This is a genomic window from Parabacteroides sp. ASF519 (assembly GCF_000364265.2).
Taxonomy (GTDB): Bacteria; Bacteroidota; Bacteroidia; order Bacteroidales; family Tannerellaceae; genus Parabacteroides; species Parabacteroides goldsteinii.
The window spans coordinates 4,299,968-4,325,037 of the sequence record NZ_AQFV02000006.1; the positions used below are offsets into that span (position 1 = coordinate 4,299,968).

At 45.6% G+C, this 25,070-nt stretch carries 19 protein-coding genes and 4 pseudogenes; 19 read left to right on the forward strand and 4 right to left on the reverse strand.

All coding sequences use genetic code 11. The features are described 5' to 3' along the window. Positions 1 to 6: 6 nt before the first annotated feature. Positions 7 to 513, forward strand: coding sequence for a bacterioferritin (locus tag C825_RS17025; RefSeq protein WP_007659302.1), 507 nt, complete (start codon positions 7 to 9; stop codon positions 511 to 513). Between the two features lie 64 nt (positions 514 to 577). Here C825_RS17025 and C825_RS17030 read toward each other — a convergent pair whose 3' ends face one another. Next, positions 578 to 1,054 (reverse strand): DUF456 domain-containing protein, encoded by a 477-nt coding sequence (locus tag C825_RS17030; RefSeq protein ID WP_007659300.1) that lies wholly within the window; start codon positions 1,052 to 1,054, stop codon positions 578 to 580. A gap of 323 nt (positions 1,055 to 1,377) precedes the next feature. On the opposite strand from C825_RS17030, the gene C825_RS17035 reads away from it, so the two are divergent. The 9 genes and pseudogenes from C825_RS17035 (at position 1,378) to C825_RS17075 (ending at position 11,006) form a co-directional block, all read left to right on the forward strand. Continuing rightward, on the forward strand, positions 1,378 to 2,532 hold the full coding sequence (locus C825_RS17035; RefSeq protein WP_493821074.1) for a phage integrase SAM-like domain-containing protein: 1,155 nt from the start codon (positions 1,378 to 1,380) through the stop codon (positions 2,530 to 2,532). 553 nt (positions 2,533 to 3,085) lie between these two features. Next, positions 3,086 to 3,658 (forward strand): annotated as a pseudogene (locus C825_RS17040) (DUF3575 domain-containing protein). A 21-nt stretch (positions 3,659 to 3,679) separates the two neighbouring features. Further along, on the forward strand, positions 3,680 to 4,858 hold the full coding sequence (locus C825_RS17045) for a DUF3868 domain-containing protein (protein ID WP_010803383.1): 1,179 nt from the start codon (positions 3,680 to 3,682) through the stop codon (positions 4,856 to 4,858). After that, the gene (locus C825_RS17050; protein ID WP_010803384.1) at positions 4,849 to 5,241 is read left to right on the forward strand and encodes a hypothetical protein; all 393 of its coding nucleotides are present in this window, start codon (positions 4,849 to 4,851) and stop codon (positions 5,239 to 5,241) included. The genes C825_RS17045 and C825_RS17050 overlap by 10 nt, the downstream gene beginning before the upstream one ends. Positions 5,242 to 5,261: 20 nt before the next feature. Then, positions 5,262 to 6,449: a hypothetical protein gene (locus tag C825_RS17055; RefSeq protein WP_250690592.1), complete on the forward strand. Its 1,188-nt coding sequence runs from the start codon at positions 5,262 to 5,264 to the stop codon at positions 6,447 to 6,449. A gap of 149 nt (positions 6,450 to 6,598) precedes the next feature. Further along, on the forward strand, positions 6,599 to 8,134 hold the full coding sequence (gene istA / locus C825_RS17060) for an IS21 family transposase (RefSeq protein WP_044214480.1): 1,536 nt from the start codon (positions 6,599 to 6,601) through the stop codon (positions 8,132 to 8,134). Positions 8,135 to 8,150: 16 nt separating this feature from the next. Then, positions 8,151 to 8,903: an IS21-like element helper ATPase IstB gene (gene istB, locus C825_RS17065; protein WP_009038478.1), complete on the forward strand. Its 753-nt coding sequence runs from the start codon at positions 8,151 to 8,153 to the stop codon at positions 8,901 to 8,903. Positions 8,904 to 9,030: 127 nt separating this feature from the next. Next, on the forward strand, positions 9,031 to 10,455 hold the full coding sequence (locus C825_RS17070) for a hypothetical protein (RefSeq protein ID WP_250690593.1): 1,425 nt from the start codon (positions 9,031 to 9,033) through the stop codon (positions 10,453 to 10,455). Next, on the forward strand, positions 10,419 to 11,006 hold the full coding sequence (locus C825_RS17075) for a fibrobacter succinogenes major paralogous domain-containing protein (protein ID WP_250690594.1): 588 nt from the start codon (positions 10,419 to 10,421) through the stop codon (positions 11,004 to 11,006). The genes C825_RS17070 and C825_RS17075 overlap by 37 nt, the downstream gene beginning before the upstream one ends. A 655-nt stretch (positions 11,007 to 11,661) precedes the next feature. Here C825_RS17075 and C825_RS17080 read toward each other — a convergent pair. Continuing rightward, a complete protein-coding gene (locus C825_RS17080) occupies positions 11,662 to 12,780 on the reverse strand; it encodes an IS110 family RNA-guided transposase (protein WP_010800321.1) in 1,119 nt (372 codons plus the stop codon). A gap of 227 nt (positions 12,781 to 13,007) precedes the next feature. On the opposite strand from C825_RS17080, the pseudogene C825_RS27875 reads away from it, so the two are divergent. The 9 genes and pseudogenes from C825_RS27875 to C825_RS17120 all read left to right on the forward strand — a co-directional run. Then, a pseudogene (locus C825_RS27875) lies at positions 13,008 to 13,313 on the forward strand (DUF6922 domain-containing protein); the annotation flags it as partial. Between the two features lie 106 nt (positions 13,314 to 13,419). After that, a complete protein-coding gene (locus tag C825_RS17085) occupies positions 13,420 to 14,988 on the forward strand; it encodes a PD-(D/E)XK nuclease domain-containing ATP-binding protein (protein WP_010803387.1) in 1,569 nt (522 codons plus the stop codon). 107 nt (positions 14,989 to 15,095) lie between these two features. Beyond that, a pseudogene (locus C825_RS17090) lies at positions 15,096 to 15,308 on the forward strand (AAA family ATPase); the annotation flags it as partial. A 186-nt stretch (positions 15,309 to 15,494) separates the two neighbouring features. After that, the gene (locus tag C825_RS17095; RefSeq protein ID WP_010803388.1) at positions 15,495 to 16,670 is read left to right on the forward strand and encodes a M24 family metallopeptidase; all 1,176 of its coding nucleotides are present in this window, start codon (positions 15,495 to 15,497) and stop codon (positions 16,668 to 16,670) included. Between the two features lie 19 nt (positions 16,671 to 16,689). Further along, positions 16,690 to 18,384, forward strand: coding sequence for an alkaline phosphatase (locus tag C825_RS17100; protein ID WP_010803389.1), 1,695 nt, complete (start codon positions 16,690 to 16,692; stop codon positions 18,382 to 18,384). Between the two features lie 68 nt (positions 18,385 to 18,452). Continuing rightward, complete coding sequence (pyrB, locus tag C825_RS17105; protein WP_007659291.1) at positions 18,453 to 19,373, forward strand: aspartate carbamoyltransferase; 921 nt, start codon at positions 18,453 to 18,455, stop codon at positions 19,371 to 19,373. Positions 19,374 to 19,379: 6 nt separating this feature from the next. Continuing rightward, positions 19,380 to 19,844, forward strand: coding sequence for an aspartate carbamoyltransferase regulatory subunit (gene pyrI, locus C825_RS17110; protein ID WP_007659289.1), 465 nt, complete (start codon positions 19,380 to 19,382; stop codon positions 19,842 to 19,844). Between the two features lie 6 nt (positions 19,845 to 19,850). Continuing rightward, entirely contained in the window at positions 19,851 to 20,417 is a 567-nt protein-coding gene (locus C825_RS17115; RefSeq protein ID WP_007659287.1) for a flavin reductase family protein, read from the forward strand. Between the two features lie 4 nt (positions 20,418 to 20,421). Then, positions 20,422 to 21,138, forward strand: a complete 717-nt coding sequence (locus C825_RS17120; RefSeq protein ID WP_007659285.1) for a porin family protein — start codon at positions 20,422 to 20,424, stop codon at positions 21,136 to 21,138. A 6-nt stretch (positions 21,139 to 21,144) separates the two neighbouring features. Here C825_RS17120 and C825_RS17125 read toward each other — a convergent pair whose 3' ends face one another. Further along, positions 21,145 to 24,024: a PD-(D/E)XK nuclease family protein gene (locus C825_RS17125; protein ID WP_010803390.1), complete on the reverse strand. Its 2,880-nt coding sequence runs from the start codon at positions 24,022 to 24,024 to the stop codon at positions 21,145 to 21,147. A gap of 32 nt (positions 24,025 to 24,056) precedes the next feature. Next, positions 24,057 to 25,051: pseudogene (locus C825_RS17130) on the reverse strand (aldo/keto reductase). Between the last annotated feature and the right edge of the window lie 19 nt (positions 25,052 to 25,070).

Below are 25,070 nucleotides of genomic sequence, written 5' to 3' on the forward strand. Positions count from 1 at the left end.
ACGATTATGATTAAAAGAGAAAAAAGTATTGAACTGCTAAATAAAGCAGTAGCCGATGAAATGACAGCTGTTAACCAGTACATGTATTTCCATTTCCGTTTGGACGATATGGGATACGACCTTCTGTCCAGCCTTTTCAAACGTACGGCTATAACAGAAATGATGCATGTAGAACGCCTCGCCGAACGTATCCTGTTCCTGAAAGGTGAAGTGGAAATGAAATGTTCCGGTCCGGTAGAAAAGATCCACGATGTTAAAGCTATGCTTGAAAAAGCCGCAGAAATGGAAACCGGTAGCGTAGACGACTACAACGCATGGGCCAACGAATGTGCACAACACGCAGACTCAGCCACAAAGAAAGTATTCGAAGGTTTGGTGGTAGAAGAAGAAGGTCATCTGGACCAGTTCGAAACAGAAATCGAGAATCTGGAAAAGTTCGGAGACAATTATCTGGCATTGCAATCTATCGAACGCAGTAAAGTGATCTCTTCGGGCGGCACTCCTGCTGAATAAAAAGAAAACAAAGAAAGAATTAACGAGGGCGTTGCAAAAGTATCACTGTGGCAACGTCCTCTTTTTATATCAAAGCACTGATAAAACAATAAACAAAATACCCGCAAAGAGCCATCTTTACGACAACACTTAGCAAGAATCCGACAAAAGCTCCTATCCCGGCTTTAAAAGCTTCCATTGATTTCTTTCCTCCTAACAATTCGCCGATCACCGCTCCGGCAAACGGACCGAATAAAATTCCCCAGGGCGGGAACAGGAATATTCCGGCTACGGTTCCGATGACACATCCCCAATTTCCCCATTTACTGCCTCCACCGTATTTAGTACCCAACACCGGTGTCAGATAATCCAGCAACTGTACGACAATAACCAACACACCCCATATCACCAGTTGGGTTACAGTAAACTGTACCCTATCTGTAAAATGAAGCAGTATCAACCCCAGATACGACAACGGCGGACCGGGAAGGACCGGCAGAAAACAACCGGCAAACCCCACCAATAGACAAATCGCTCCTAGTATGATCAATAATATATCCATCTGTTTCCATTAAAATTGTTCCAGAATCTGAATACGCTTTCCAATCGGCGGATGTGTCGCAAACAAACCGCTCATTCCGCTCAAAGATATAAAAAGAATTTTGTCGGGATAATTATTCCTCTGATATTTATGATACGATCGAAAATAAAAACACCGATGGCAGGCTCCCCCGTTTAAACTCAATCCTGCTTATATTTGTTGTTTACCAACATCAATAAACAGATCGAGTTACGAATAACGTATCAGTAAAAGTGAAACGCCGGAAATCGAAGGTTACGGGCAAACAAACCCCGCTATACATCCAGCTGATCTGCCGGCGAAAAATGAAACGTATACCGTTGGATATAAAGGTATACGAAGAAGAGTGGGACCCGCTCACGGAAATAGTACAGATACCACCCGGAACAGACAGGCAACGAACCGAATACCTGTTGCAAGTATCGGAAACAGCCTGCGAAACCTGTCGCATGATCCGGCAAATAATCGAAGAACAGCCGGTAAACAAAGACTTTTCCGTCGATGACATCGTGAAACTGTATGAAGAAAGGTCCGCAAGCATGTACCTGTCCGCCTATATACAAAAACTGGCGGACATTCTCCTGGCGCAGGGAAAAGAGGCCACTTCCCGCCATTACCAAAGCCTGGGGAACAGTTTCCTCTCGTTTTTCGGAAAGAACATCCGGATAGACGAAATCAACGAAAAGCTGATCCGGCTATATGAAGAATATTTAATGGCCAAAAAGCTGATGGATAACACCATTTCGTTTTATATGCGCAATTTCCGGGCAATCATGAACAAAGCAGCGGCCAGCGGATTGATAAAAGAGTGCACACACTTCTTCAAAAACGTAAATACCCGGATTGAAAAAACACCCAAGCGGGCCATAGAAGAAAAAGTGATCAGAAAGATAAAGAATTTAAGCGATGCGACATTGAAAAAACCGGGCCTGATCTTCTCCCGCGACCTGCTGATGTTCGCCTATTATACCAGCGGCATGGCTTTCGTCGATATTGCCCATCTCACATGCGACAATATAAAAGGGAACTACCTGGTTTATAAACGACGTAAGACAGGACAAGAACTACAGATCAGGATACTCCCGGAAATACAGGAACTGATCGACCACTATCACTCCAATTCCCCTTTTCTATTTCCCGTACTACGAACGCCTGATCCTTCATATAAGGATTATGAAAGTGCACTCCGGCTACAAAACCTGCGGTTGAAAAATATAGGCAATCTGGTAGATACTGAACTATCGACCTATGTGCCCCGCCATACCTGGGCTACTACAGCAAAAAGCAAAGGTGTATCCGAAGAGATGATTTCGGAAAGCATGGGACACACTTCTGTAAAAACAACCCGCATTTACATAGCGACATTTGATAATCCCCAACTCGATCAAATCAATAAATATGTAATTTCGGGAAAGAAAAACAAGGGAAGTCTTAGAACCATAAATTCCGTCTCTTACTAAGAGACAGAAAAAGCACTTTATTGTCTGTTAAAACGTTGCAAACGTAATAACATTTATTTGATAAAACAAATATTTTGAGATAAAAATAAAATATAAAGAGTTTAATATTCAGGCCTTTTCTGAATATTGATACATATTTTAAGGAAAGAGCTATCTAGCAAATACCCCTTCCTACTGGTCTATTATGTCAATTATTTATTAATATTTCCGCCTTTTATATCCTGTTTATCAGATGTTTAACAATTGTTTGACAATGCAATCCAATTCAGACAGTTTTGCAAATGCTTCTACTTTCAGCACGTATTCATTAGTAATCCTGTTGAAAAATAATATTTTCAATGTACTTCAGCACAAATCTCATTTCTGAGTATTTATCCGCCTATTTCTTACAACTACGGAAAATTTGTTTGACAATTTGTTTTACATTTCTCTTTACAGAGGTATTTGTCATATTCATCTTCCTTTAAAAATCAGACCAACTCAATTACCCTGTATTCCACATTCTGTCTCTTAGTAAGAGACGGAATAGATACAAAACACTAAATGTATTAATATGTATAAGGGTAAGATCAGAGAGCGCCACCTCCTACTTCTTCTATTTATTTGCCTATCTGTTAACCTCCGTGGGCAACAAACGGCATTAAAGATGAACGTATTGTTCTGGGGAACTACTACGCCGAATGCTGGTGTGGAAGTAGGTATAGCCAGACAGTTCACGGTAGAAGTATAGGGTGCCTACAACGCATGGAAGTTTTCCAACGACATGAAACTGAATCTATACCTTATCCAACCTGAAGCACGCTACTGGTTCTGCCGCAAATTTGAAGGACATTTCGTAGGAGTACACGGACACTACGGACATTTCAATATCGGGCAAATCCCTTTTATATCCGGTCTGAAAGAGTATGTATTGCGGGGCGACCTCTACGGAGGCGGCCTCACCTACGGGTATCACTGGGCGATAAGCGACCGCTGGGGCCTGGAAGCGATGATAGGAGGCGGATACGCCTATATGAAATACGACAAGTACCGGTGTGCCGACTGCGGCGAGAAAGTCGGCTCCTTCACAAGGAGCTATATCGGACCGACACGAATCGGATTTTCTATCATCTATTTTCTGAAATAAGTCTTTTGAAGCCTATTATATATGAAACACATCCTGTTATCACATAATTTAATATTAATACTGTTAGTGGTTCTGTTTTGTTTCCATTTTAATGGAAAGGTTACGGCGCAAGGCATACGCATCGTTCCCGGCAAACTGTACGTAAAAAAGGACAGCCTGCATGTGAACCTGACAATGTATCTGGACGGAATTTCCGTCGGCAGCGGAACAGCCTTTTTCTTTACCCCTGTCATGTCGGGGAAAAAGAAACAAAGCCTTTCCCTGCCCGCCGTTATTATCAGTGGCAAACGCCGGGCTCGCAATGACCGTCGCGAAGCATTCCTTTCTCCTCTTTCGCCGGACAGAAATGAGCCACAACCTTTCCGGCAGATAATAGCAGGAAGAAATTATCCGAACGCTCCAATCAATTACCAGATAGCAGTGCCCTATGCCTCCTGGATGCAACAAGCTGCCCTCCTGCTCCAGCAGGAATATAAGGAATGTTGCGGAAAGGAGTTGCTGGCACTCGATACGCTGAAACGAAGTCTGTCAATATCTTCGGTTCCCCCGGCTGCCCGGGAAAACGAATTCCAAGCCAAGCCTCAATCCCGGCCGGTTCAGGAGGAATCTATTCAAAACACATCGGGCGGAAATACGACCGTCTATACATATAAGAACATACCTGCGACAGGAAAAACCGCTGCCCCCGTCGTTTTAAGCATCGCCGATGTAGACCAGTACGCAGTGATGGTTTCTTTCCTGCCGTCGGAAGGCGGCATGGGCAACAAGCACCGCACCGAAGGCGCCGTCCTCTATTTCGATTACCCGCTGGGAAAAGACGATATATACCCCGATTACAAAAACAACCGGGAAGAGATCAACAAAGTGGAGAAAATACTGGGGCCGCTCACCGACAACCGCTTCTCAACGCTTGCCCGGCTGCGCATCCGCGGATACTCCTCACCCGACGGGCCTTACGGCGACAACGAGCGGCTGGCCAAAGCCCGTTCGGGGCTTTTTGCCCGCTACCTGCGCAATGCCTACAACATTCCGCGCAGCAGCATCGAAGTTTCTTCGGAGGCAGAAGACTGGGAAGGATTTATCGACCTGCTTCGCGAATACCGTCCACCCTACACCGATGCCGCCCTCGATATTATCCGCCGCTACGGTATCTTCAACGGACGCGAAAAGCATTTGATGGATTTTGGCGGATGCGCCTGAAAGGCATCCCCGCCCTCTACGACTTTACCGGAGGAACAGAACAGACCGTCCCCTCGGGCAATGGCAGTTATACGATTCCCCGGAGCGGAAAAACAATAACCTATCACGAAACCCGGGCCGCCATGAACTACGACTACGAAGTGACCGGCGAATTCGTCACCTATCGTTATACGGCCGGCACCCACGAGCTGTGGAGCCTTTGGTGCGACGGCGAACAAGTCATCGGCGATCTCGACCTCCACCTCTTTTTCTCCAAGCTACCGATGAACATGGACCTGAATATGGAACAGGAGTTCGACCTCCTGATCACCGTATATGAAAATGAAATTATAGTGACACAATCGACTGCCTCCGACTGGGCGGAAGGCGGTTCTGTCGGATAAAGAATAAAAAACATAGAGAGATGAAAACTTTTTACAAACTCTGTTCCATGCTGCTCTGCAGCTCTTTCCTTTTGGGAGGCTGCACCAAAGAGACACAGACTGACGGCGGTGATCCCCGACCCGGAGATGATTCCATTGCCGAAGTTCGCGAAGTGATGATGACGCTCAAAAGCCAACTGGTTTTGCAAAAAGGCGCCACCAAAGCAAACGCCACAGACGCCACGACGACCAAAGCAGAGACATCTATCGCCACAGCCGCCGAAAACGCCATCTCCACACTCGACGTATACGTCTTCGGAGCGGAGTCCGAGAACGGTGACTACACCTTCCTTGAACGCTTTGCCTATCGAGCAGACAGCAATGACAAACAGCCTAAAGATGCCAAAGAACTGCAACCGAATACCACCGGAGCCGACGGCAAAGAAACGACCGCTCTTATGAAACTCAAGAAAGGCCTCTTCGTCAAGCTCTACTGTATCGCCAACGACACGACCCTGGTCGACCCCGCTACCGATAAAGTGGTGAAGGCCGCCGACTTCACCCCGATCACCTTTACGGAAAGCGAAGACGGCACACCCCGGTTCGCTGCCGAAGGCAAGCCGCAGGAAAGCACCTTCGTCGGCTGGCACACCCGCCTGCTGACGGCTGCTGTCAAAGCCGACACCCTGGCTCCCCCCCTCGCTATGGCAGGCGCCTGCACCACGCCCATCGACCTCACCTCGTTCGACAATTCGGCACGCGTACAGGTCGGATTCCGCCTGACACGCCTCGTCGCACGCTTCAATATCAACAACAAAGCGGGAGATTCCCGCTTCACCATCGAGACTGTCTCGATGGGCAACGGACGCCGCGGATCGGGCCTTTTCCCCATCCGCGTATACGGCAACCTGCCTGAGGCAGAACCGGATCAGCTCATCACCTACCCGGTGCATGCCTTCTACGGCGACAATGCCAACAACGGACTTTGCACAGGCGCTTTCTACGCCTATCCCAGCCCCAGGCAAGACAAGGCATTCCTCATTCTTAACGGTAAATACAAAGTAAACGAAACGGAAATGAAGAACGTATCCTATCAAATACCCTTCACGCAACCGACGGCCGACGGCAACACCGCCTGGCTCGACATTGCAAACAACCACCGCTACACCATCGCCGTCACCAAGTGGAAAATTCACTCACCATTGCCCCCTCCGTTCACTTTAAAGTGATCCCCCAAATTCACTCGAAAGTGCCCCCTTAAATTCACTTTAAAATGATCCCCTAAAAAGTGAGTTTCATTCTTGTTTACTCGATCTATAATTCTATTTTGTTTGTTAAAAACGAATAAAAGTCAGTTATGCCCAATAGACAATTAGGAATGGAAAAGATTCGTCAAGTGTTACGCTGTTACTCTCAGGGTTATGGGACCAAAAGTATCAGCAGTATGTTAACCGTTTCGCGCAATACGGTCAAGAAATACTTACAGGTATTTCAGCGCAGCGGTTTGGATTATGAAGGAGTACTGTCTCTATCGGACCAGGAACTCTCGGAGTTATTCCACGAAAAGACCAGAGTAAAGACAGAAAGCGAACGGATGGAAGAACTAAAGTCGTTGTTGCCCGAATATTGCAAGCGGCTTCAGAAGAAAGGTGTTACCCGTGAGGCTTTACATCGTGAGTACCTCTCTTCCCATCCGGATGGTTACGGACGCACCCGCTTCTATATTCTGATTCAGCAGCATATAGCCTGCAGCCGTCCCATCATGCATCTTGAACACAAGGCCGGTGATAAAGTGTTCATAGACTTCGCCGGTGACAAACTCTCCATCATCGACCTTGAGACGGGCGAAATCATCCCGGTGGAGGTTTTTGTCGCGATCCTTCCCTGCAGCCAGTTAACCTATGTGGAAGCGGTCATGAGCCAGAAAAAGGAGGACTTGATCCGTGCTTCGGAAAACGCCTTGTTATACTACCAGGGGGCTCCCTCCGCCATCATCCCGGACAATCTCAAGTCCGCCGTTACTAAGAGCAGTAAATACGAGGCCATCCTGAATGAGGACTTTGCAGCCTTTGCCGAACATTACGGCTGTACCGTAATTCCCGCCAGGGCTTACAAGCCACGTGACAAGGCACTGGTCGAGGGTGCCGTTAAACTGATCTATCGCAGTATCTATCCAAAGATACAGGAACGCGAGTTTTATGACCTTGATTCACTGAACGCGGCTATCCGTGTCGCCTTGGAACTCCACAACAACACTCCGCTGACAGACCGTAAATACAGTCGACGGGAACAGTTCGAGGAGATAGAACGTGATTCTTTACGCAAGCTCAATCCCATCCGTTTTGAACTCAAACAGCGTTACAGGGCTACCGTGATGAAAAACGGTCATGTCCGCCTGGGGGAAGACGCCCATTACTACAGTGTGCCTTGCGGCTATATAGGCAAGAAGGTCATCTTGTTATATACCTCACGCGAGGTATGCATCTATTACGGCTACGAGCTGATTGCTTCCCATACCCGCAACAGGGCCCGTTGCCGGTACACGACCCTGGAAGAGCACCTGGCTTCACACCATCGCTATATCACGGAATGGAACCCGGATAAATTTATACGTGAAGCGGCGGCTATTCATCCGGATGTGGAGGCATATATCCGTCAGGTTATGGAAGAGAAAAAGCATCCGGAGCAAGCCTATAAATCGTGTCAGGGCATTCTTAGCTTCGCACGCAGGGTCGGCAACACCCGATTGACCAATGCCTGCCGTTGGGCTACAAGTTACGGTCTGTACAATTATCCCATCATCGAGCGCATCCTTAACAACCGGCAGGATGAGTTCCCGTTGGAAGACAGTGCCGGGCAAGAAACGGAGATGCCTTCCCATGAGAATATCAGAGGAAAAGAATATTATCAATAAACCAACCAGATACAATATGGAAATGAATCAGGACACATTGGAAAAGATGTTAGGAATGAATCTTAAAGGTATGTATTATGCCTTTAAAACAAGTTTGGAAACACATCGGACAGAGAGCATGACTACCGACCAGTTCGTCTCATGGCTGGTCTCAAGTGAATGGGATGACCGCAGAAACCGCGCGGTAGAGAGAGCTATCCGTCAGGCCTCCTTCAGATACAAGGCCACCATTGAAGAAATAGACTTCTCAGTGGAAAGGGGGCTGGACAAGAATCTTACCCAGCGTTTGGCTGACCTTACGTTTGTCAGGGAACGCAAAGACATGTTTATTACCGGAAGTGCCGGAACAGGAAAAAGTTATCTGGCAACCGCTTTTGGCTTCCAGGCTTGCCAGAAAGGATATAAAGTACTATACGCCAACACATCCAGACTTATGGGGATGCTTAAGGTTGCCAAGGCAAAAGGTACAATCCTGCAAGAACTCAAGAAAATCGAGAGGTTGGATATGCTTATACTGGATGATTTTGGCATACAACCCTTCGATTCCCAAGGGCGGATGAACCTGATGGATATCATAGAGGACAGGCATGGTAAAAAATCCACCGTCATAACATCACAGGTCCCGGTAAGGGATTGGTATGACGTTATTGGAGAAAAGACGATTGCCGATGCCGTTCTGGACAGAATTGTACATCAGGCTATACGTATAGAGCTCTTCGGAGAGTCGCTACGCAAATGTAAAAGTAAAAAAGAATCGTTATATTTATAAACGAAATTTAATGTAGAACCCGGCATAACTGACAGGAAGAATACGAAGAAAACAAGAATGAACAGGATGGAAGAATGGAAAAATTTAACAGGGGTCAAATTGCTCTGAATTAAGGGGGCTACTTTGAGTGGATTTTCCACTCACCAACAAAATACGCGGAGGAGCCAACATCACATTCACCGTGCAGCCCACCATGGGAACACCTACCCTCAAAAAGACGGCGGCAAGCATCAGCGGAAGCCTGCCCACGGGAAGCAATATAGCACTGGCTAACAACACACGCCTGACTCTCTACAAAACCGACGCAGCCAACTCCACCATGACCCTTTCGGCCACCTGCTACGGAGGATCGAAGGCTGTCATCAGCGGAACAGGCCTGTCGGTCAGCCCCAACAATACGCTGACTACAAACACGACACAGAACTATACCGTTACCTCCACAGCCAACTCCGGTACCGGGACGCTCACCATCTACAACTCCGACAACACCAAGACGGTTGCCCTGCCTATCACCATGGCAGACGGAGAGATCAGGATCAACGGAGCGGCAAACAACAATGCAAGCATCTCTTTATATCCTAAAGGAGGACAAACCAGCACCGTCAAAGTAAAATCTGCTACAGGTATTTCATCATGGAGCGTGTCGAGCTGGGGCAGTGGCGGTAGAAGCGGATGGTTCTCACTGCCGGGTACTCCCGCAGCCGGCGAACCGACCGTGACACTGACTGCTGTAAACCAAGCCGCTACACAGAAAGCGTCCATCGTAACATTGAAGAACAAAATCAGCGGATGTCCCGACAGGACATTTACCGTGACACCTAATTTTAAGGCACCGGAAGCGGCTTCAACCTCCATGACACTGACAGCAGGACAAAACAATAGTGTTCCTTATATAGACATTACCGGTGTTTGCCCGGGAGGGTCTACAATAACAGGGCCGGCCTGGATAACTTTCGGGAATACTACGTCGACAACCGGCTCCACTTATTCATACAGGATACAACTGAATCCCGCTAAATCAGGATTTCCTACATACGTACCCGGCAATCAAACGTTCACTATCACCAACGCTCAGAACAACAACCTGCAAACAACAGTGACCGTAAATATCACCGAAGCCAATGCATGGATTGCAAAAGATCTTAGCGGATACGACAATGCCGGCGAAAAGCGCATAGGAACAGGCGGTAAAACAGGAATGACTGTCGAGGTATACAGCATGTTTGTTACACCGACCTTCAACAACAACTACAATGGCACGTATTGCAACAGCACAAACGAAGGAAACAGCTGGCTAACTGCCTCTATAAGTACCACCGTCGTTAATAATCGGCGCAAGTACACATTCACCGTTAGAGCGCACGCCACAAGCGGAACCGATGCCGCTTACCAATGGCATGAGGCAAACCCGCAGATCAAATATGGCAATACCGTTGTCAAACAGTATAAAATAATACGCGGAGCCTCTATCTATCCGTACCCGGCAGGGGCGGCAGTCCTTATTATTCCAGTGTATTGCAGGGAGGAAGATGGTGGGCACCGGTTAATATAGGTGCAACTTATATAGGTACACAAAACGATTACACATCCACTACCTCCACCGGATACTTCTTCCAGTGGGGACGCAAAAATGGAATAGATATTAACAATTATAACTATATAAGTTCAGGTGCACCTGTGTCGAGGAGTGTCGGAGATAAGTTCAACGACTTTTATAAATGCAACTGGGGTACGTACGATTGGCAAACTCCTCAGAATGATTATTCATGGCTACTCGGAAGTTCTTCCAATCCATGTCCAGCCGGATATTATGTACCGACCGAGAGTGAATGGAAAGCGCTATCAGACAGGAGTCGCTCAAGCGCTAATGGTAGAGTAACGCTACCGGGTGATAACGGGCTGAACCTGATAATTCCACAAGCTGGTTATCGGAATTGTGATAATCAATTTGGTGGTAGAAATTCAATCGCTAACTATTTTACATCTACGGCCGATCCCAACGGAAATGGCTGTTATAAGTTTACTTCTTATTCCAATAAATGGGTAGTGGACATCACCTCTCGTGGTAATGCATATCCGCTTCGTTGTATTAAAGAACAATAACCTCAAAGAATATGCCCCCAAACTCAAACTCCGGCTTCTTAAAGCCACCGGTTTTCTGGAATAGCCCATATCGCTATTCTGTATCTGCCGCCAGCGGGCGACAAACAATAAGCAGGCTTCGGCCTGAACGATCTTTGACATGATGGGATTGGAGAAAAGAATATATTTCCTCTATAAATAAACAAACGTGAGTTCGAAATAAGTACCATAACCTTCCTCAGAATAACAGTCAAGCCATGTTTAATAACATGTATGTGTAAAAATATAACAAAAAGTTTGTATTAAAGAAAAATAAACCTGTCCTTTGACGAAAAGATTTTAACTATGAAAAACACAAAGAGATAACATTGCCACAGTCTTGACTATGAAATGTATGATCTTTGGGAGGGAGTCTGTATAAGGGTCCCTTTTTTCTTATTATTTTCTGTGTAATAAAAGTTACACTAACCTTATTTCGAACTCCCGTTAAAATAAGATCACTTTGTAGCTGTCCCTACATTTTGTCTATGCAGAGAGTGATAAATAATTTCCTCTTCGAGCTTGTTTGTCTCAGACGCAATTCCTTGCCAGAGCGTGCCTGTATACCAGTTTGCAAAAACGGGGTTTACTCCACCACAAATATAAGGGTCTTGGAACGCTCATTAAGAAGCAACCATTAATTCACAAATGGCATATAAGGTTGCTTTTTAGCTAATAAATTCCAAATAACAACGAGTAGCTTTCGAGCATTTGCCATTAAAGCCTTGTTGTGATTCATTCTCTTTTTCAAGGTATGATATCTGCTATAAAATTTAGATGTTTGAGTCCTGCAGGCTCCCCATGCACATTGTGTAAGCATAACACGTAAATACTTGTTTCCATGTAAAGTCTTTCTTCCTTTGATCTTTCCTGCACTTTGATCATTTCGCGGTCTTAATCCAGCCCAGCCAACTAAAGCTGATGCTGTTAGAAAGGCTTTCATGTCAACACCGATTTCTGCTATGATTCTCATAGCGCTTTCCTCTTTTATCCCAGGAGCTGTTTGAAGGATTTCCAGTTCCTCGGCATAATGTCCCTCGCAAATTATTCGCATTTTCTCTTTACACTCAAGAAGCTGACGATCATAAAGTTCCACTTCTTCCAAACTCATTTTAAGCATGTCTCTGTCTGATGAAGATACAATACCAGTCAAAGACGACTTAATAACCTCATGACAATGTTTATTACGAATACGCTTGTGAACCAACAGAGCTAATACTTCAGAATCAGTTTCACCACAGATTAATGCATTGACCACCTTACGCATGGATTTACAACCAATATCAGAAACATAATTACTCAAACGAATATTGCAACGTTGCAACGTTAGATCGATAGCAGATTCAGCTTGCTGTTTGCGACGAGTCAAATGGAAGATACGACGACTGTACTGACGTAATTCCTGTATTTTTGAATCAGGAATATAACTTCCCTTAATTAGCTCTTTCTGAAGAACAGTCGCAATCCATTGGGCATCTTTAATATCAGTTTTACGACCAGGGAGTTGACGGATGAAATAAGGGTTAACCAATTTAACATCAAAATCGCATTCCAAAATGCGCCAAATAGGAACCCAATAAATACTGGTGCTTTCCATTGCAACTTTACCAACACCATGAGAGACTAAAGTGTCACGAAGGCGATCCAGTTCCGGTGTTAAAGTTCCAAACACATCTTCAATTTTCTCACCGTTTGCTGTGAGAATACACATAAAGACACTATCTTTATGCACATCAAGACCACAAACTCTGTCCATAAGATATAGTTTTTTTGTATTACAACTTTAAAATAACGAAAGTCGGTGGAATAACAGCAGGGAGTGGTCTTTATTTTTATTAGACGCGCTTATAAATCTCAATTTTTATGTAAGTTTGCGAGTGAAAAATAGTAACAATAAATCACTTCTTTATGGAACAGTCAGATGATATGGTAAGCAACTTCATTGAGAAGTTTTCCCCCCATTTATTTTAGGATACTGATCGGAGTAAACTGGATTGGACAAAACACCGTTCTTATATTGTAGAACGTGTTCTGGAATACGGTTTATTTTCGGACTGGCAACTTCTCCGTAGCAGGTTATCTGTCACCGAAATAGCAAAACTGGCCAAACAGTTCCGCCAACTCGATACAAAAACCCTTGCCTTTATTTCTGCGATATCAAATACCCCTAAAGAAGAATTCAGATGTTACAATACCAAACAATCGAACCAGCCACCCCGGGACAGTTTCCCGGCTCGGTTCCGCTTCGTGGGCGGAGGTGGCGCTAATAAAAAGCGTTCTTTGACATGATGGAATAAAATTGAAACAAATAGGTATTACTATATTCATTATTATTTTCCTTTCAAGAGAAAAGTAATAATCTTATCTTTGTGTTCGTGCTTAAAACAACGGAAACATGGAAACAATGCCGATCAGAAAACTCCCGGTAGGGATACAGGATTTTACCTCTTTAATAGAAGATGGTTTTTTGTATGTGGATAAAACAGATTTGGTTTACCGGATGGTAACTACCGGTAAACCTTATTTCCTAAGCCGCCCGCGCCGTTTCGGTAAAAGCCTGCTCCTTTCGACACTCGAAGCCTATTTCCTCGGACGGAAAGACCTGTTCAAGGGACTGGCTATCGAACAACTCGAAAAGGATTGGAAAGTTTATCCGGTACTTCATTTGAGTCTGAATGCTCAATTCTATGAAAATAAACGAAGCCTGGAGCAAGTGCTTGATGCTCATTTTATTCAATGGGAAAAGAAGTATGGTGAAACGGATAAAGAAGTTGGGTATTCCGCACGTTTCATGCAAATCATCCAACAAGCCTGCGAGAAAACAGGAGAGAAAGTAGTCGTCCTGATCGACGAATACGATAAGCCCCTGCTGCGCACCTTGTTTAACGACGATCTGCACGACGTTTACCGCGAAATGCTGACAGGTTTTTACACCGTCCTGAAAGATGCCGACCGTTACCTGCGTTTTGTATTCATCACCGGAGTAACCAAGTTTTCGCAGTTAGGGATTTTCAGTAACCTGAACCAATTGATGGATATCAGTATGGCTCCCGATTATGCAACGATTTGCGGTATGACAAAGGTGGAGATCGAACGCGATTTCCAACCCGAACTGGCCGCTCTTGCTACCATGAACAAACTGACGTACGAACAAACGGTAAACGAAATGACGAAACGTTACGACGGATATCATTTCTCGGAATTCCTTTCGGATGGAATCTATAACCCGTTCAGCGTACTGAATGCATTGGTTCAAAAACGGTTCAGCAGCTACTGGTTCGCTACCGGAACACCGACGATGCTGGTAGATACGCTGAAAAAGACCGACTACGACCTGCGCCAACTCGACGGTATAGAAGTGCCGGCAGCTGCACTGATCGATTACCGGGCCGATTTTCATAATCCGGTGCCGATCATCTACCAGAGCGGGTATCTGACGATCAAAGGCTATGACCCTGCAAAGGATTTCTATACACTCGACTTCCCAAATGCTGAAGTAAAATACGGATGGCTGAATTTCATCACTCCATATTATACTCCTTTGTCGGAATCGACCGCTCCGTTTTACATCGGGAAGTTCTGGGATGAGTTGCGTGCCGGCGACGTCGATGCGTTTATGGAACGGTTGCACGCCTTCTTCGAAGGTATTCCCTATGAACTGAACAGCAAGACCGAACGGCATTATCAGGTAATCTTCTACATTGTCTTCAAACTGTTGGGACAATATGTAGATGCCGAAGTACGTAGTGCCCGCGGCCGTGCGGATGCAGTGGTAAAGACAACCGATTATATCTATGTATTCGAATTCAAACTGGACGGTTCGGTAGACGAGGTTCTCCGGCAGATCGACGAAAAAGGCTATCTGATTCCTTACACCGTCGACAGTCGCCAACTGGTCAAAGTCGGTGCCTCCTTCGACAAAGAAAAACGCAATATCGGAGAATGGAAAGCCATTTTCTGCTGACAATACCCCATTATCCTTTTCGATTTTATCCCATCATGTCAAAGAACAAACGGTCTTTAACATGATGGGATTGTTTTTTAAGCAATCGCATCTGTAACCTATAACAGATACAACGTGCAGCCGAGCTAACAGGTCATCCCGTCGTCGTACTCGTCGATGAATATGACAAGCCGCTGCTCCAATCTTTGCAAGATAAGGAGTTGCACCAAGCCTACAAGGAGACCCTGAAAGCCTTCTACGGTGTGCTGAAAAGTGTCGACCAGTATCTGAAGTTCTATCTCCTGACAAGTGTTACCAAGTTTGGACAAGTCAGTGTGTTCAAGGCTACCTGATCCCCTACACTACCGACGGTAGACAATTGGTCAAGGTCGGTGCCAATTTCAGCGCAAAAGAACGCAATCTGGAGAAGTGGATTTCTATTTCTTAATCAACATTTAATATCCCATCCTGCTTTTTCCCGGCAATAATTTAATATCTTTGATGCCACATAAAAATAAAAGTTGGAGATGATACAAAAAGAATTGACCGGCGACCTGCAATTGAAATGGGGTCGTATGCAACAGGCAATGCGAAAGATAAATGCGGATGCATGCCTGCTAAGTGTAGATGTAAACCTGTATTATACAACCGGACGTGTGTATAGCGGATATTTTTATCTGCCCGTAGAAGGCACACCCTGGTTCTTCGTCAAACGCCCTAACGGATTAAGCAACGACCAAATCGAATATATCCGCAAACCGGAGCAAATAGCCGAGATATTCGCTGCCCGCGGAATAAAAATGCCGGAGAAGCTGCTTCTTGAAGCCGATGAGCTGACATACAACGATTATATCCGTCTGCAATCGATTTTCAATCCCAAAGAAACCGGCAATGCAACTACATTGATGCGGACCTTGCGTGAAATCAAAACACCATGGGAAATTGCCCAGTTTCGTATCTCGGCGGCAAAACATGCCAAGACATATTCCGAGGTTCCGGAATGTTTCCGTCCGGGAATGACCGACCTCGAATTCCAGTACGAAATAGAAAGACGTATGCGCCAGAACGGTTCCATCGGACTATTCCGTGCTTTCGGTGCCAATATGGATATCTTTATGGGAAGCATCCTGGCCGGAGAAAATGCCGAAGCTCCCTCTCCTTTCGACTTCGCCCTGGGTGGCGGTGGCATGGATGCCTCCTGTCCGCTCGGAGCCAACGGCACGGTCCTGAAAGAAGGTACGGCTATCATGGTCGATATGGCCGGGAACTATACATCTTATATGACAGACATGACCCGCGTATTCTCTGTCGGCAAACTGACCGAAGAAGCCTACCGCGCCCACCAGGTAGCCCTGACAATACAAAATGAAATCGAAAACACAGCCCGTCCGGGTGTCGTTTGTTCGGAACTATATAATACCGCTGCCGGCATTGCCGAAAAAGAGGGTCTGGCCACCAACTTCATGGGAACCAAGCAGCAAGCCAAATTCGTAGGACACGGCATCGGCATCCAGATAAACGAGCTGCCCGTCCTGACCCCGCGCTCGAAAGAGGAGTTGCAACCGAATATGGTATTTGCCCTCGAACCCAAATTCGTTATTCCGGGCGTGGGAGCCGTCGGCATTGAAAACAGTTTCCTGGTGACAGAAACAGGATTGGAAAAACTGACACTTTTCGAAGAAGAGATCATTCAATTACATTAATTTATAAACATACAAGCACATGAAAAAGACGATTACTTTTCTGCTTCTACTGGCAATCATCATCATGCCGGCAAAAGCTGCGGATGTAGAAAACGTAAAACCGGTCAAGAATGTTATTCTTCTGATACCGGACGGAACTTCACTGGCTACCGTTTCTATGGCACGCTGGTTGCAATGGTACACAAACCCCGACAAACCCAACCTGAATCTGGACCCGTATCTGTGCGGAACCGTGCGTACGCACTCTTCAAATGCCCCTATCGGAGATTCCGCTCCGACAACTTCCTGTTATATGACCGGCTATCCGAGCCGTACCGGTTATGTTTCCACTTATCCGGAACACGACGGAGACAATGATATCTACCCGACCGACCCCGAACGCGCTTTCCAGCCGCTTACCACCGTTTTGGAAGCTGCTAAGATGACACAGGGCAAATCGACCGGTCTTGTTTTCACCTGCGAATTTCCGCATGCAACACCGGCAGACTGCTCTGCCCACAGCTACAACCGCGGTAAATATGAATGGATTGCTCCGCAGATGGCTCACAACGACCTGAATGTTGTAATCGGTGGTGGCGCATCTCTTCTTCCGGAAGAAAGCGAAGCTTATCTGAAAGGTAACGGATATGGTGTGTTTAAAAACGACATCAGCGGTATGCGTAACTACAGCGGTAACAATATGTGGGCTTTATTCGGTGACCGCGAAATGGCTTACGACATCGACCGCGACCCGGCCCAGCAACCGGACCTCGAAGAAATGACACGTATCGCAATCGAGAAACTGTCTAAAAACCCGGAAGGTTTCTTCCTGATGGTAGAAGGCAGTAAAGTAGACTGGGCCGCCCATGCAAACGACCCTGTCGGTATGGCAACAGATATGCTGGCTTACGACCGTGCCTGTGGTGCTGCACTTGAATTTGCCCGTCAGAACGGAGAAACAGCCGTTATCATGGTTCCCGACCACGGAAACAGCGGTATCAGCATCGGCCGTTATTCTTGCGGAGGTTATGATAAACTTACAAAAGATCAACTGTTCCACCAATTCTCTCTTTATAAACTGACGGCAGAAGGTTTCGCCAAGAAAGTAAACAGTGAACCCAACTCCGAAGTACAGAACATCTTCCGCGAATATGCCGGTTTCGAACTGAGCCCGGAAGAACTGGACGCATTGAACCATTGCAAAGACTACAAGAACAGCCCGATTCCTGAAAGCGAACGTACCACCGAAGGGAAAGGCTCCCTCTACAGCGGTTCGCTGACCTCTTTCATGTCTAAGCTGCTTACATCAAAAACCTGTTTCGGATTTACAACCGGCGGACACACCGGTGAAGACGTTTTCCTGGCAGCTTACCACCCGGACAAAGCCAGCCTTCCCATCGGTATGCACACCAACATCGAACTGAACGCATATCTGTGCGCCTTGTTCGGCATGGACCGTAACAAACTGGACGAACTGACAGAAGAGAACTTCGCTCCTCACACAGAGGTCTTTGAAGACTATAAATGTGAGATTATTCCGGCAAAAGACGAGAAAGGCTCTCCCTCTCTGGTCGTGAAAAATAAAAAGAAACAAATCAACATCACCCCGTTCAGCAATATCGTCACAATCGGTAAAAAAGGACAGGAAGAAGTCCGGCTCAACTCGGTTGTAGTTTATGTAGATAAGAACAATACATTCTACCTTCCGACGAAGCTGGCAGAATATCTGAAATAAATACAAGCGGAGGCTATTCAGTCTCCGCTTTTTTTATACTTTTGCAAGAAAGACAGATTATACACAAAATGAAAAGTAAAAGTTTAGTTTCTATCGATCAATGTTCCAAAGAGGACATTCTTCGTATTCTGGATAACGCCAGGAAGTTTGAGGAAAATCCGAACCGAAAGCTACTGGAAGGCAAAGTGGCTGCCACCCTGTTTTTTGAACCCTCTACACGCACGCGATTAAGCTTCGAAACAGCTGTCAACCGCCTGGGCGGACGAGTGATCGGATTCCAGGATGCTTCTACCACCAGTTCTTCCAAAGGGGAAACGCTGAAAGATACCATCCTGATGGTCAGCAATTATGTCGACCTGATCATTATGAGACATCATCTGGAAGGCGCTGCCCGTTATGCATCCGAAGTAACGGACATACCTATCATCAATGCGGGCGACGGTGCCAATCAGCATCCCTCGCAGACTATGCTCGATTTATACTCCATTCAGAAGACACAGGGAAAACTGACCGACCTGAACATTACCATGGTGGGCGACCTGAAATACGGACGGACAGTGCATTCGCTGATTGTCGGCATGTCACATTTTAATCCAACTTTTCATTTCGTGGCTCCGGACGAACTTCGCATGCCGGACGAATACAAGAATTTCTGCGACGAGCACGGCATCAAATATTACGAACATACGACATTCGATGAAGATGTTATCAACCAGTCCGATATTCTTTATATGACCCGCGTACAGCGCGAACGCTTTACCGACCTGGAAGAATATGAACGGGTAAAGAATGTGTATATCCTGCGTAATAAGATGCTCGAAGGAAGCCGTGAAAACCTTCGTATCCTTCATCCCCTGCCCCGCGTAAACGAAATTGCTTACGATGTGGATGATAATCCGAAAGCCTACTACATCCAGCAGGCACGCAACGGATTGTTCGCCCGTCAGGCAATTATTTGTGAAGTTCTTAATTTATCAATTGAAGATTAATCAGTCATGTCAGTAGAAAAGAAAAGAGAATTGCAGGTTGCCGCTCTGGAGAACGGAACTGCTATCGACCATATCCCCCCCAGCCAATTATTTAAAGTGGCCAAATTGTTGGGACTTGAAAATATGGATAACACAATCACGATCGGAAACAATTTCCAAAGTAAAAAAATGGGATGCAAAGGCGTGATTAAAATATCCAACAAGTTTTTTGAAGAAGACGAAATCAACCGTATCGCCCTGATTGCTCCCAAAGTAATCCTGAACATTATCCGTGATTATGAAGTTGTGGAAAAGAAAACAGTTACATTGCCGGACGAACTGGTTGGATTGGTTAAATGCAACAATCCGAAATGTATCACCAATAACGAACCGATGCCGAGCCGTTTCGAAGTAATAGACAAAGAAAAGGGAACAATCAAATGTCGTTATTGTGAACGTAAAATCAATAAGGAAGATATTATTATTAAATAAGTTTTTATGAAGCAAGACTGGAAGCCCGGTACCATGATTTATCCTTTACCCGCCGTAATGGTTAGTTGTGGCAGCGAACCTTCAGAATACAATATTATAACGGTGGCGTGGGTCGGTACAATCTGTACCAATCCACCCATGTGTTATATATCCGTACGTCCCGAACGTCACTCCTATCCCATACTGAAAAAGAATATGGAGTTCGTCATCAACCTGACAACACGCGAACTGGCCTATGCAACCGACTGGTGCGGTGTCAATTCAGGTAAAGGGCACCATAAGTTTGAAGAAATGGGACTGACACCGGGTAAAGCCACGTTAGTAAACTGTCCCACTATCGAAGAAGCACCTCTTTGCATTGAATGCCGGGTCAAGGAAGTGATTGCTTTAGGCAGCCACGATATGTTCATAGCCGATGTCCTGAATGTTCAGGCAGATGATAAATACCTGGACCCGCAAACGGGAGCATTCGATATGCAACGGGCCGACCTGCTGGCTTATTCACATGGGAAATATTATGGATTAGGTGAATTTGTAGGTAAATTCGGCTGGTCGGTAAAAAAGAAAAAATAAACGTATGAAAAAGATACTTCTTCTATTGCCTGTGTTTTTTCTCTGTATATCAGCCAACGCGCAGAAATTTATACAGATTGAGGACAAAGCGTTTAACTTCGGAGCAAAGGTAGGTGTCAACTCTACGTTTCCAATCGTTAATTCGCTTACAATAGATGATGTCAAAGCGGAAAATATCCGCCTGCAATATAAGGTAGGCTATCAGGCTTCTGTCTTTTGCAGAATCAATATCGACCGTTTCTTTATCCAGCCGGACCTGTCGTGGTATCACACGAAAGGAGACATTCTTTTCTCCATGCCACAAAATACCGAGTCCAACTTAGCCGATAGCAATACACCGGAAACAGACCTGCTTCAATTAAAAACCACCTCACTCGAAATGCCTGTTATGATTGGCTATTACCTTGTCAAGGAAGGACCTTATGCCCTCAGTATGATGGTAGGTCCTAAAGTGAAGTATAATTATAAGGTACGCTATACGACACATTTCTCTGAGGTCACGAATGAATACATCAACGACAGCACCCCGTTTGAGTTGGGTATTGCCACCGGGTTGGGTGTCAGCATCTGGAGGCTCTTTTTCGAATTCACCTATGAATTCGGACTCAACAAAGTCGAATCCGATTTCAAAGACAAATCCTCACAAAACCCGATTGAAAGAAACATCTCGATCGACAAACGGACTAATATGATGAGTTTCTCACTCGGTTTTCTGTTCTGACCTGTACTATTTTCCACAGATATCTTTGAAAGGACACCAGGCACAGGCTTTTTCCGTTGTTGTCTGTGTAAACGGTGTTTCACGTCCGAATATCTCATCCAGACAACGGCGCAATTCTCCTTCAAACGCTTCGGAATATGCCGAGAAATCTGTTACCGGTTCCGTTTTCGTCCGTTCAATGCGTCTGCTGACTGAGGCGTCGAACGAGTCGGAGAAAAGCGTACGCATATAATAGATTCCCGGCTGAATCGTCTTTCCTGCGGGAGCGGCTCCAAGCATCCACGAATACATGAAAACCTGCATTACGGCTTTGGCACGGTCTTTATCCTCCTTATCGAACAAACTTTCGACCGAAGTGAAAACAGATGTTCCGCTCCCACTCTTATAGTCGATAATACGAACCGCATCACGCACCTCGTCAATACGGTCGATAAAACCTTTCAACTGAATCTCTGTCCGGTTGTCACCCAACGTAAACAGACGGTTAATCTTCCGTTCCGATTCAATATATCGGAAAGGCGTCAGTTTACTGTCACGTTCCAATATCTTCTCCACATATTTCCGAATCATCTCACCTATCAGAAAATTCTGCCCTGTCAGAGGACGTACGACGTCCGACATAAAGAAAATTTCTGCAAATGCCCGGGCAATGGCACCCGTCAGGACAGGCGTATCTTTCTTAATTGCTTTCAGCAGGTCGGCTGTCACTATTTTTCCACAGAGAGGCATATAGAGTTCTTCCATTACCTTATGCAGGATGCTACCGAACACGTTACTTTCAATCGTTTCGCTAACCTCTTCTTCTTCCTGTATACCTTCGACTACCGAAAAATAGAATTTCAACGGACAGTCCAGATACGTATTGACGGCACTGGCGGAAATAGCCCGGTTTCCCCCTTTGTGGAAGGCATTCAAGCGCTGCATCACTTCGTCCGTCTTCTTTACCTGCAAAGCCGGAGTCTTGGCAGACGATACATTATATACGACCAGTTTGTTTTGCAACGGCACTTCGTAGTGATAATGCAATTGATGGACAAAACGGCTGACTTCTCCAGTCTGTAAACCGTTACTGCGGGTATCATAGAGTAAACTAACATGGTTCGCCCTATATATTAAACGGTAAAAATGGTAGGCCCAGACGCTGTCCTGATGTTCATAGGTCGGTAAACCGAATCCTCTTCGCAGATTATACGGGATAAATGAGTTTGCCGCCTTACGCAACGGGAAAATTCCTTCATTCATGGAAAGGATAATCAGCCGATCGAAATCCAGTGCACGGGTTTCAAGTACTCCCATAATTTGCAAACCGGACAGCGGTTCTCCCCGGAAAGGAATGGTAATCGTATCGGTTACCCGCTTGAGCAGACGGAAATAGGTATCTATCTTCATTTCTATTCCGGCATCCTGCATAATTTCTTTCATCCGGTTGACAGTCGTAAAATAATGGAAGATAAATTCCTGCTCGAGGTCATTGGTCCGTTGCGTGGCATCCTCTTCTTCTTCGCCGGACGACAAGGCGTGCATCACCTTGTTCAGCTCCTGCAAGACATTAATAAGATAATCGGAAAATGTATTCACATCGGTCACCGGAAGAAAGAGGACCGACAACAAATCGGTCTTTCCCAAATCGGCGGCAGAAATATATATCCGGTTATTTTCCGCAATATCTTTCACCAGGGCATTCACTATTTCCGGGCAGGTCGAACTGATATACCGGTGATTCAATATAGGTAATACATCCCGGAAATAAAAGACCGGTTGCCGGTCTACATAGCGTACGTTTTTCTGCAACGCAAGAATATATTCCATCAACGAAGCGACAGGCGTACCCGCCAACGGGTATCCCATCGTCACATTAATCCGGCGAATCTGTTCAGGAATTGCGTTCAGCACCGGAATAAGCAAATGTTCATCGGGCAGAATGATAGCTGTACGCAATGCTTCCTCGGGTGACATCTCATCCTCCTTGCATAGTTCATTTAATAAAGTATAAACCTGTTTCGCCTGGCCGATACCGGACGGAATACCGATGACTTCAATTTCCGTATCTACTTTCTCTTCGGCAGGAAGCGGATATTGAGAAGGGAAGTTTTTGAGATTGCGCTCAACAAAATAAGAGGCTTTGTTGTTCGGGTCGGTCACCTTGTCAGAAGCATAATCCCAATAGAAATCGGCAATGCCCCGTTTCTGCAACTGAATCAGAAAACGTTCCTCAGCCACAGACAAAGCATTTAGTCCGACAAAGACAACCTTCGTATAAGGCAGGTCACAACAGTTGTTCTGCTCCATCTGTTCGACTACTTCGCGGAATATCATTCCTTCATAGCCTCTTCCTTCTGCGGCTAATGCGTCACGCAAGTCATTATATAATGTATACAGGATTTTCCACACGGCAAGAAACTCTTCCTGATTCGGAGAATCTCCTTTCGGATAAAACGATGACCAGAAAGTACGGATAGCGGCAATCTGCTCTGCATCCAGAAAGCTGAAATCATTTTCTATCTCCCGCAAGTCCGTTACATTGGTAAACAGCATGCGGGCATCGGCCATGTATTTATCGACATCATCGAAATCGTTCAATAACATTTCTCCCCAGTACAGAAACTCGTCGAAAGTTTCTGTCGAACCGCTATGCCGGACATAAATATCATACAGCATAAACAGCATATTGATTCTGTCGGCCGTCTGCTTACCGCTCAACTGCACAAACAAGTCGTTGATGGTCAAGATTGTCGGGGAGAAAAGCGGTTTGTCAGCTACTTCCGAAAGATATTTCTGAAAGAACAATCCCGTTCGGCGGTTAGGGAAAACAAAGGCCAGCCTGCTGACCTCCGCTCCGTATTGCTGATAAAATAAAGAGGCTATCTGTTGTAAAAATGGTGTCATATAAATAATAATGTATCAATAAATCCGGAGCTTCATTTCAAAATAAACTCTATCCGCTCTAACTCTTCATCGGTGAAAACGGTATTACGCAATGCTTTCAGATTATCCAGCAGCTGTTCAACGGAACTGGCTCCGACAAGGACACTGGTTACACGGTCGTCTTTCAACAACCATGCCAAAGCCATTTCAGCCAATGTCTGTCCACGTTCTATTGCCAATTCATGCAACTGGCGAATCTTATTTATCTTATCATCCGTCACCTGTTCCCGTTTCAAATGGCCGGTTGACTTAGCGGCTCTTGAATTTTCAGGTATTCCATGCAGATATTTATTAGTAAGCATTCCCTGTGCCAAAGGAGAAAAAGCAATCATGCCGACACCTTTTTCTTGTAGCAAAGGCAGCAAATCCGGCTCCGTCCACCGATCGAACATAGAATAACGCGCCTGATGGATCAAGCAAGGAACGCGATGTTCTTTCAATACAGCCAACGCCTTCTCCGTCTGTTCCGCGTTATAATTTGAGATACCTACATACAGCGCTTTCCCCTGGCGAACAATATCTGCCAAAGCCCCCATCGTCTCTTCTATCGGTGTTTCCGGATCAGGACGATGGGAATAGAAGATGTCCACATACTCCAATCCCATCCGTTTCAGACTTTGGTCAAGACTTGCCATCAGATACTTACGGCTTCCCCAGTTTCCGTACGGCCCCGGCCACATATCATAACCGGCCTTTGTCGAAATAAGAAGTTCGTCGCGGTAAGCCCCAAACCTTTTTTCAGAATCCGGCCGAAATTCTCTTCTGCCGAACCATAGACCGGGCCGTAATTATTTGCCAAATCGAAATGGGTAATGCCGTTATCGAAAGCCGTATAAGCTATCTTTATAAAATTATTGAAGACATCCACACTTCCGAAGTTATGCCATAACCCTAAAGAAATGGCCGGTAACAAAATACCGCTACGTCCGCAACGGCGATACGTCATGCCGGCATATCTGTTTTCATCTGCTGTATATATACTTTCCATGGTTTATTTTTATTTCCTA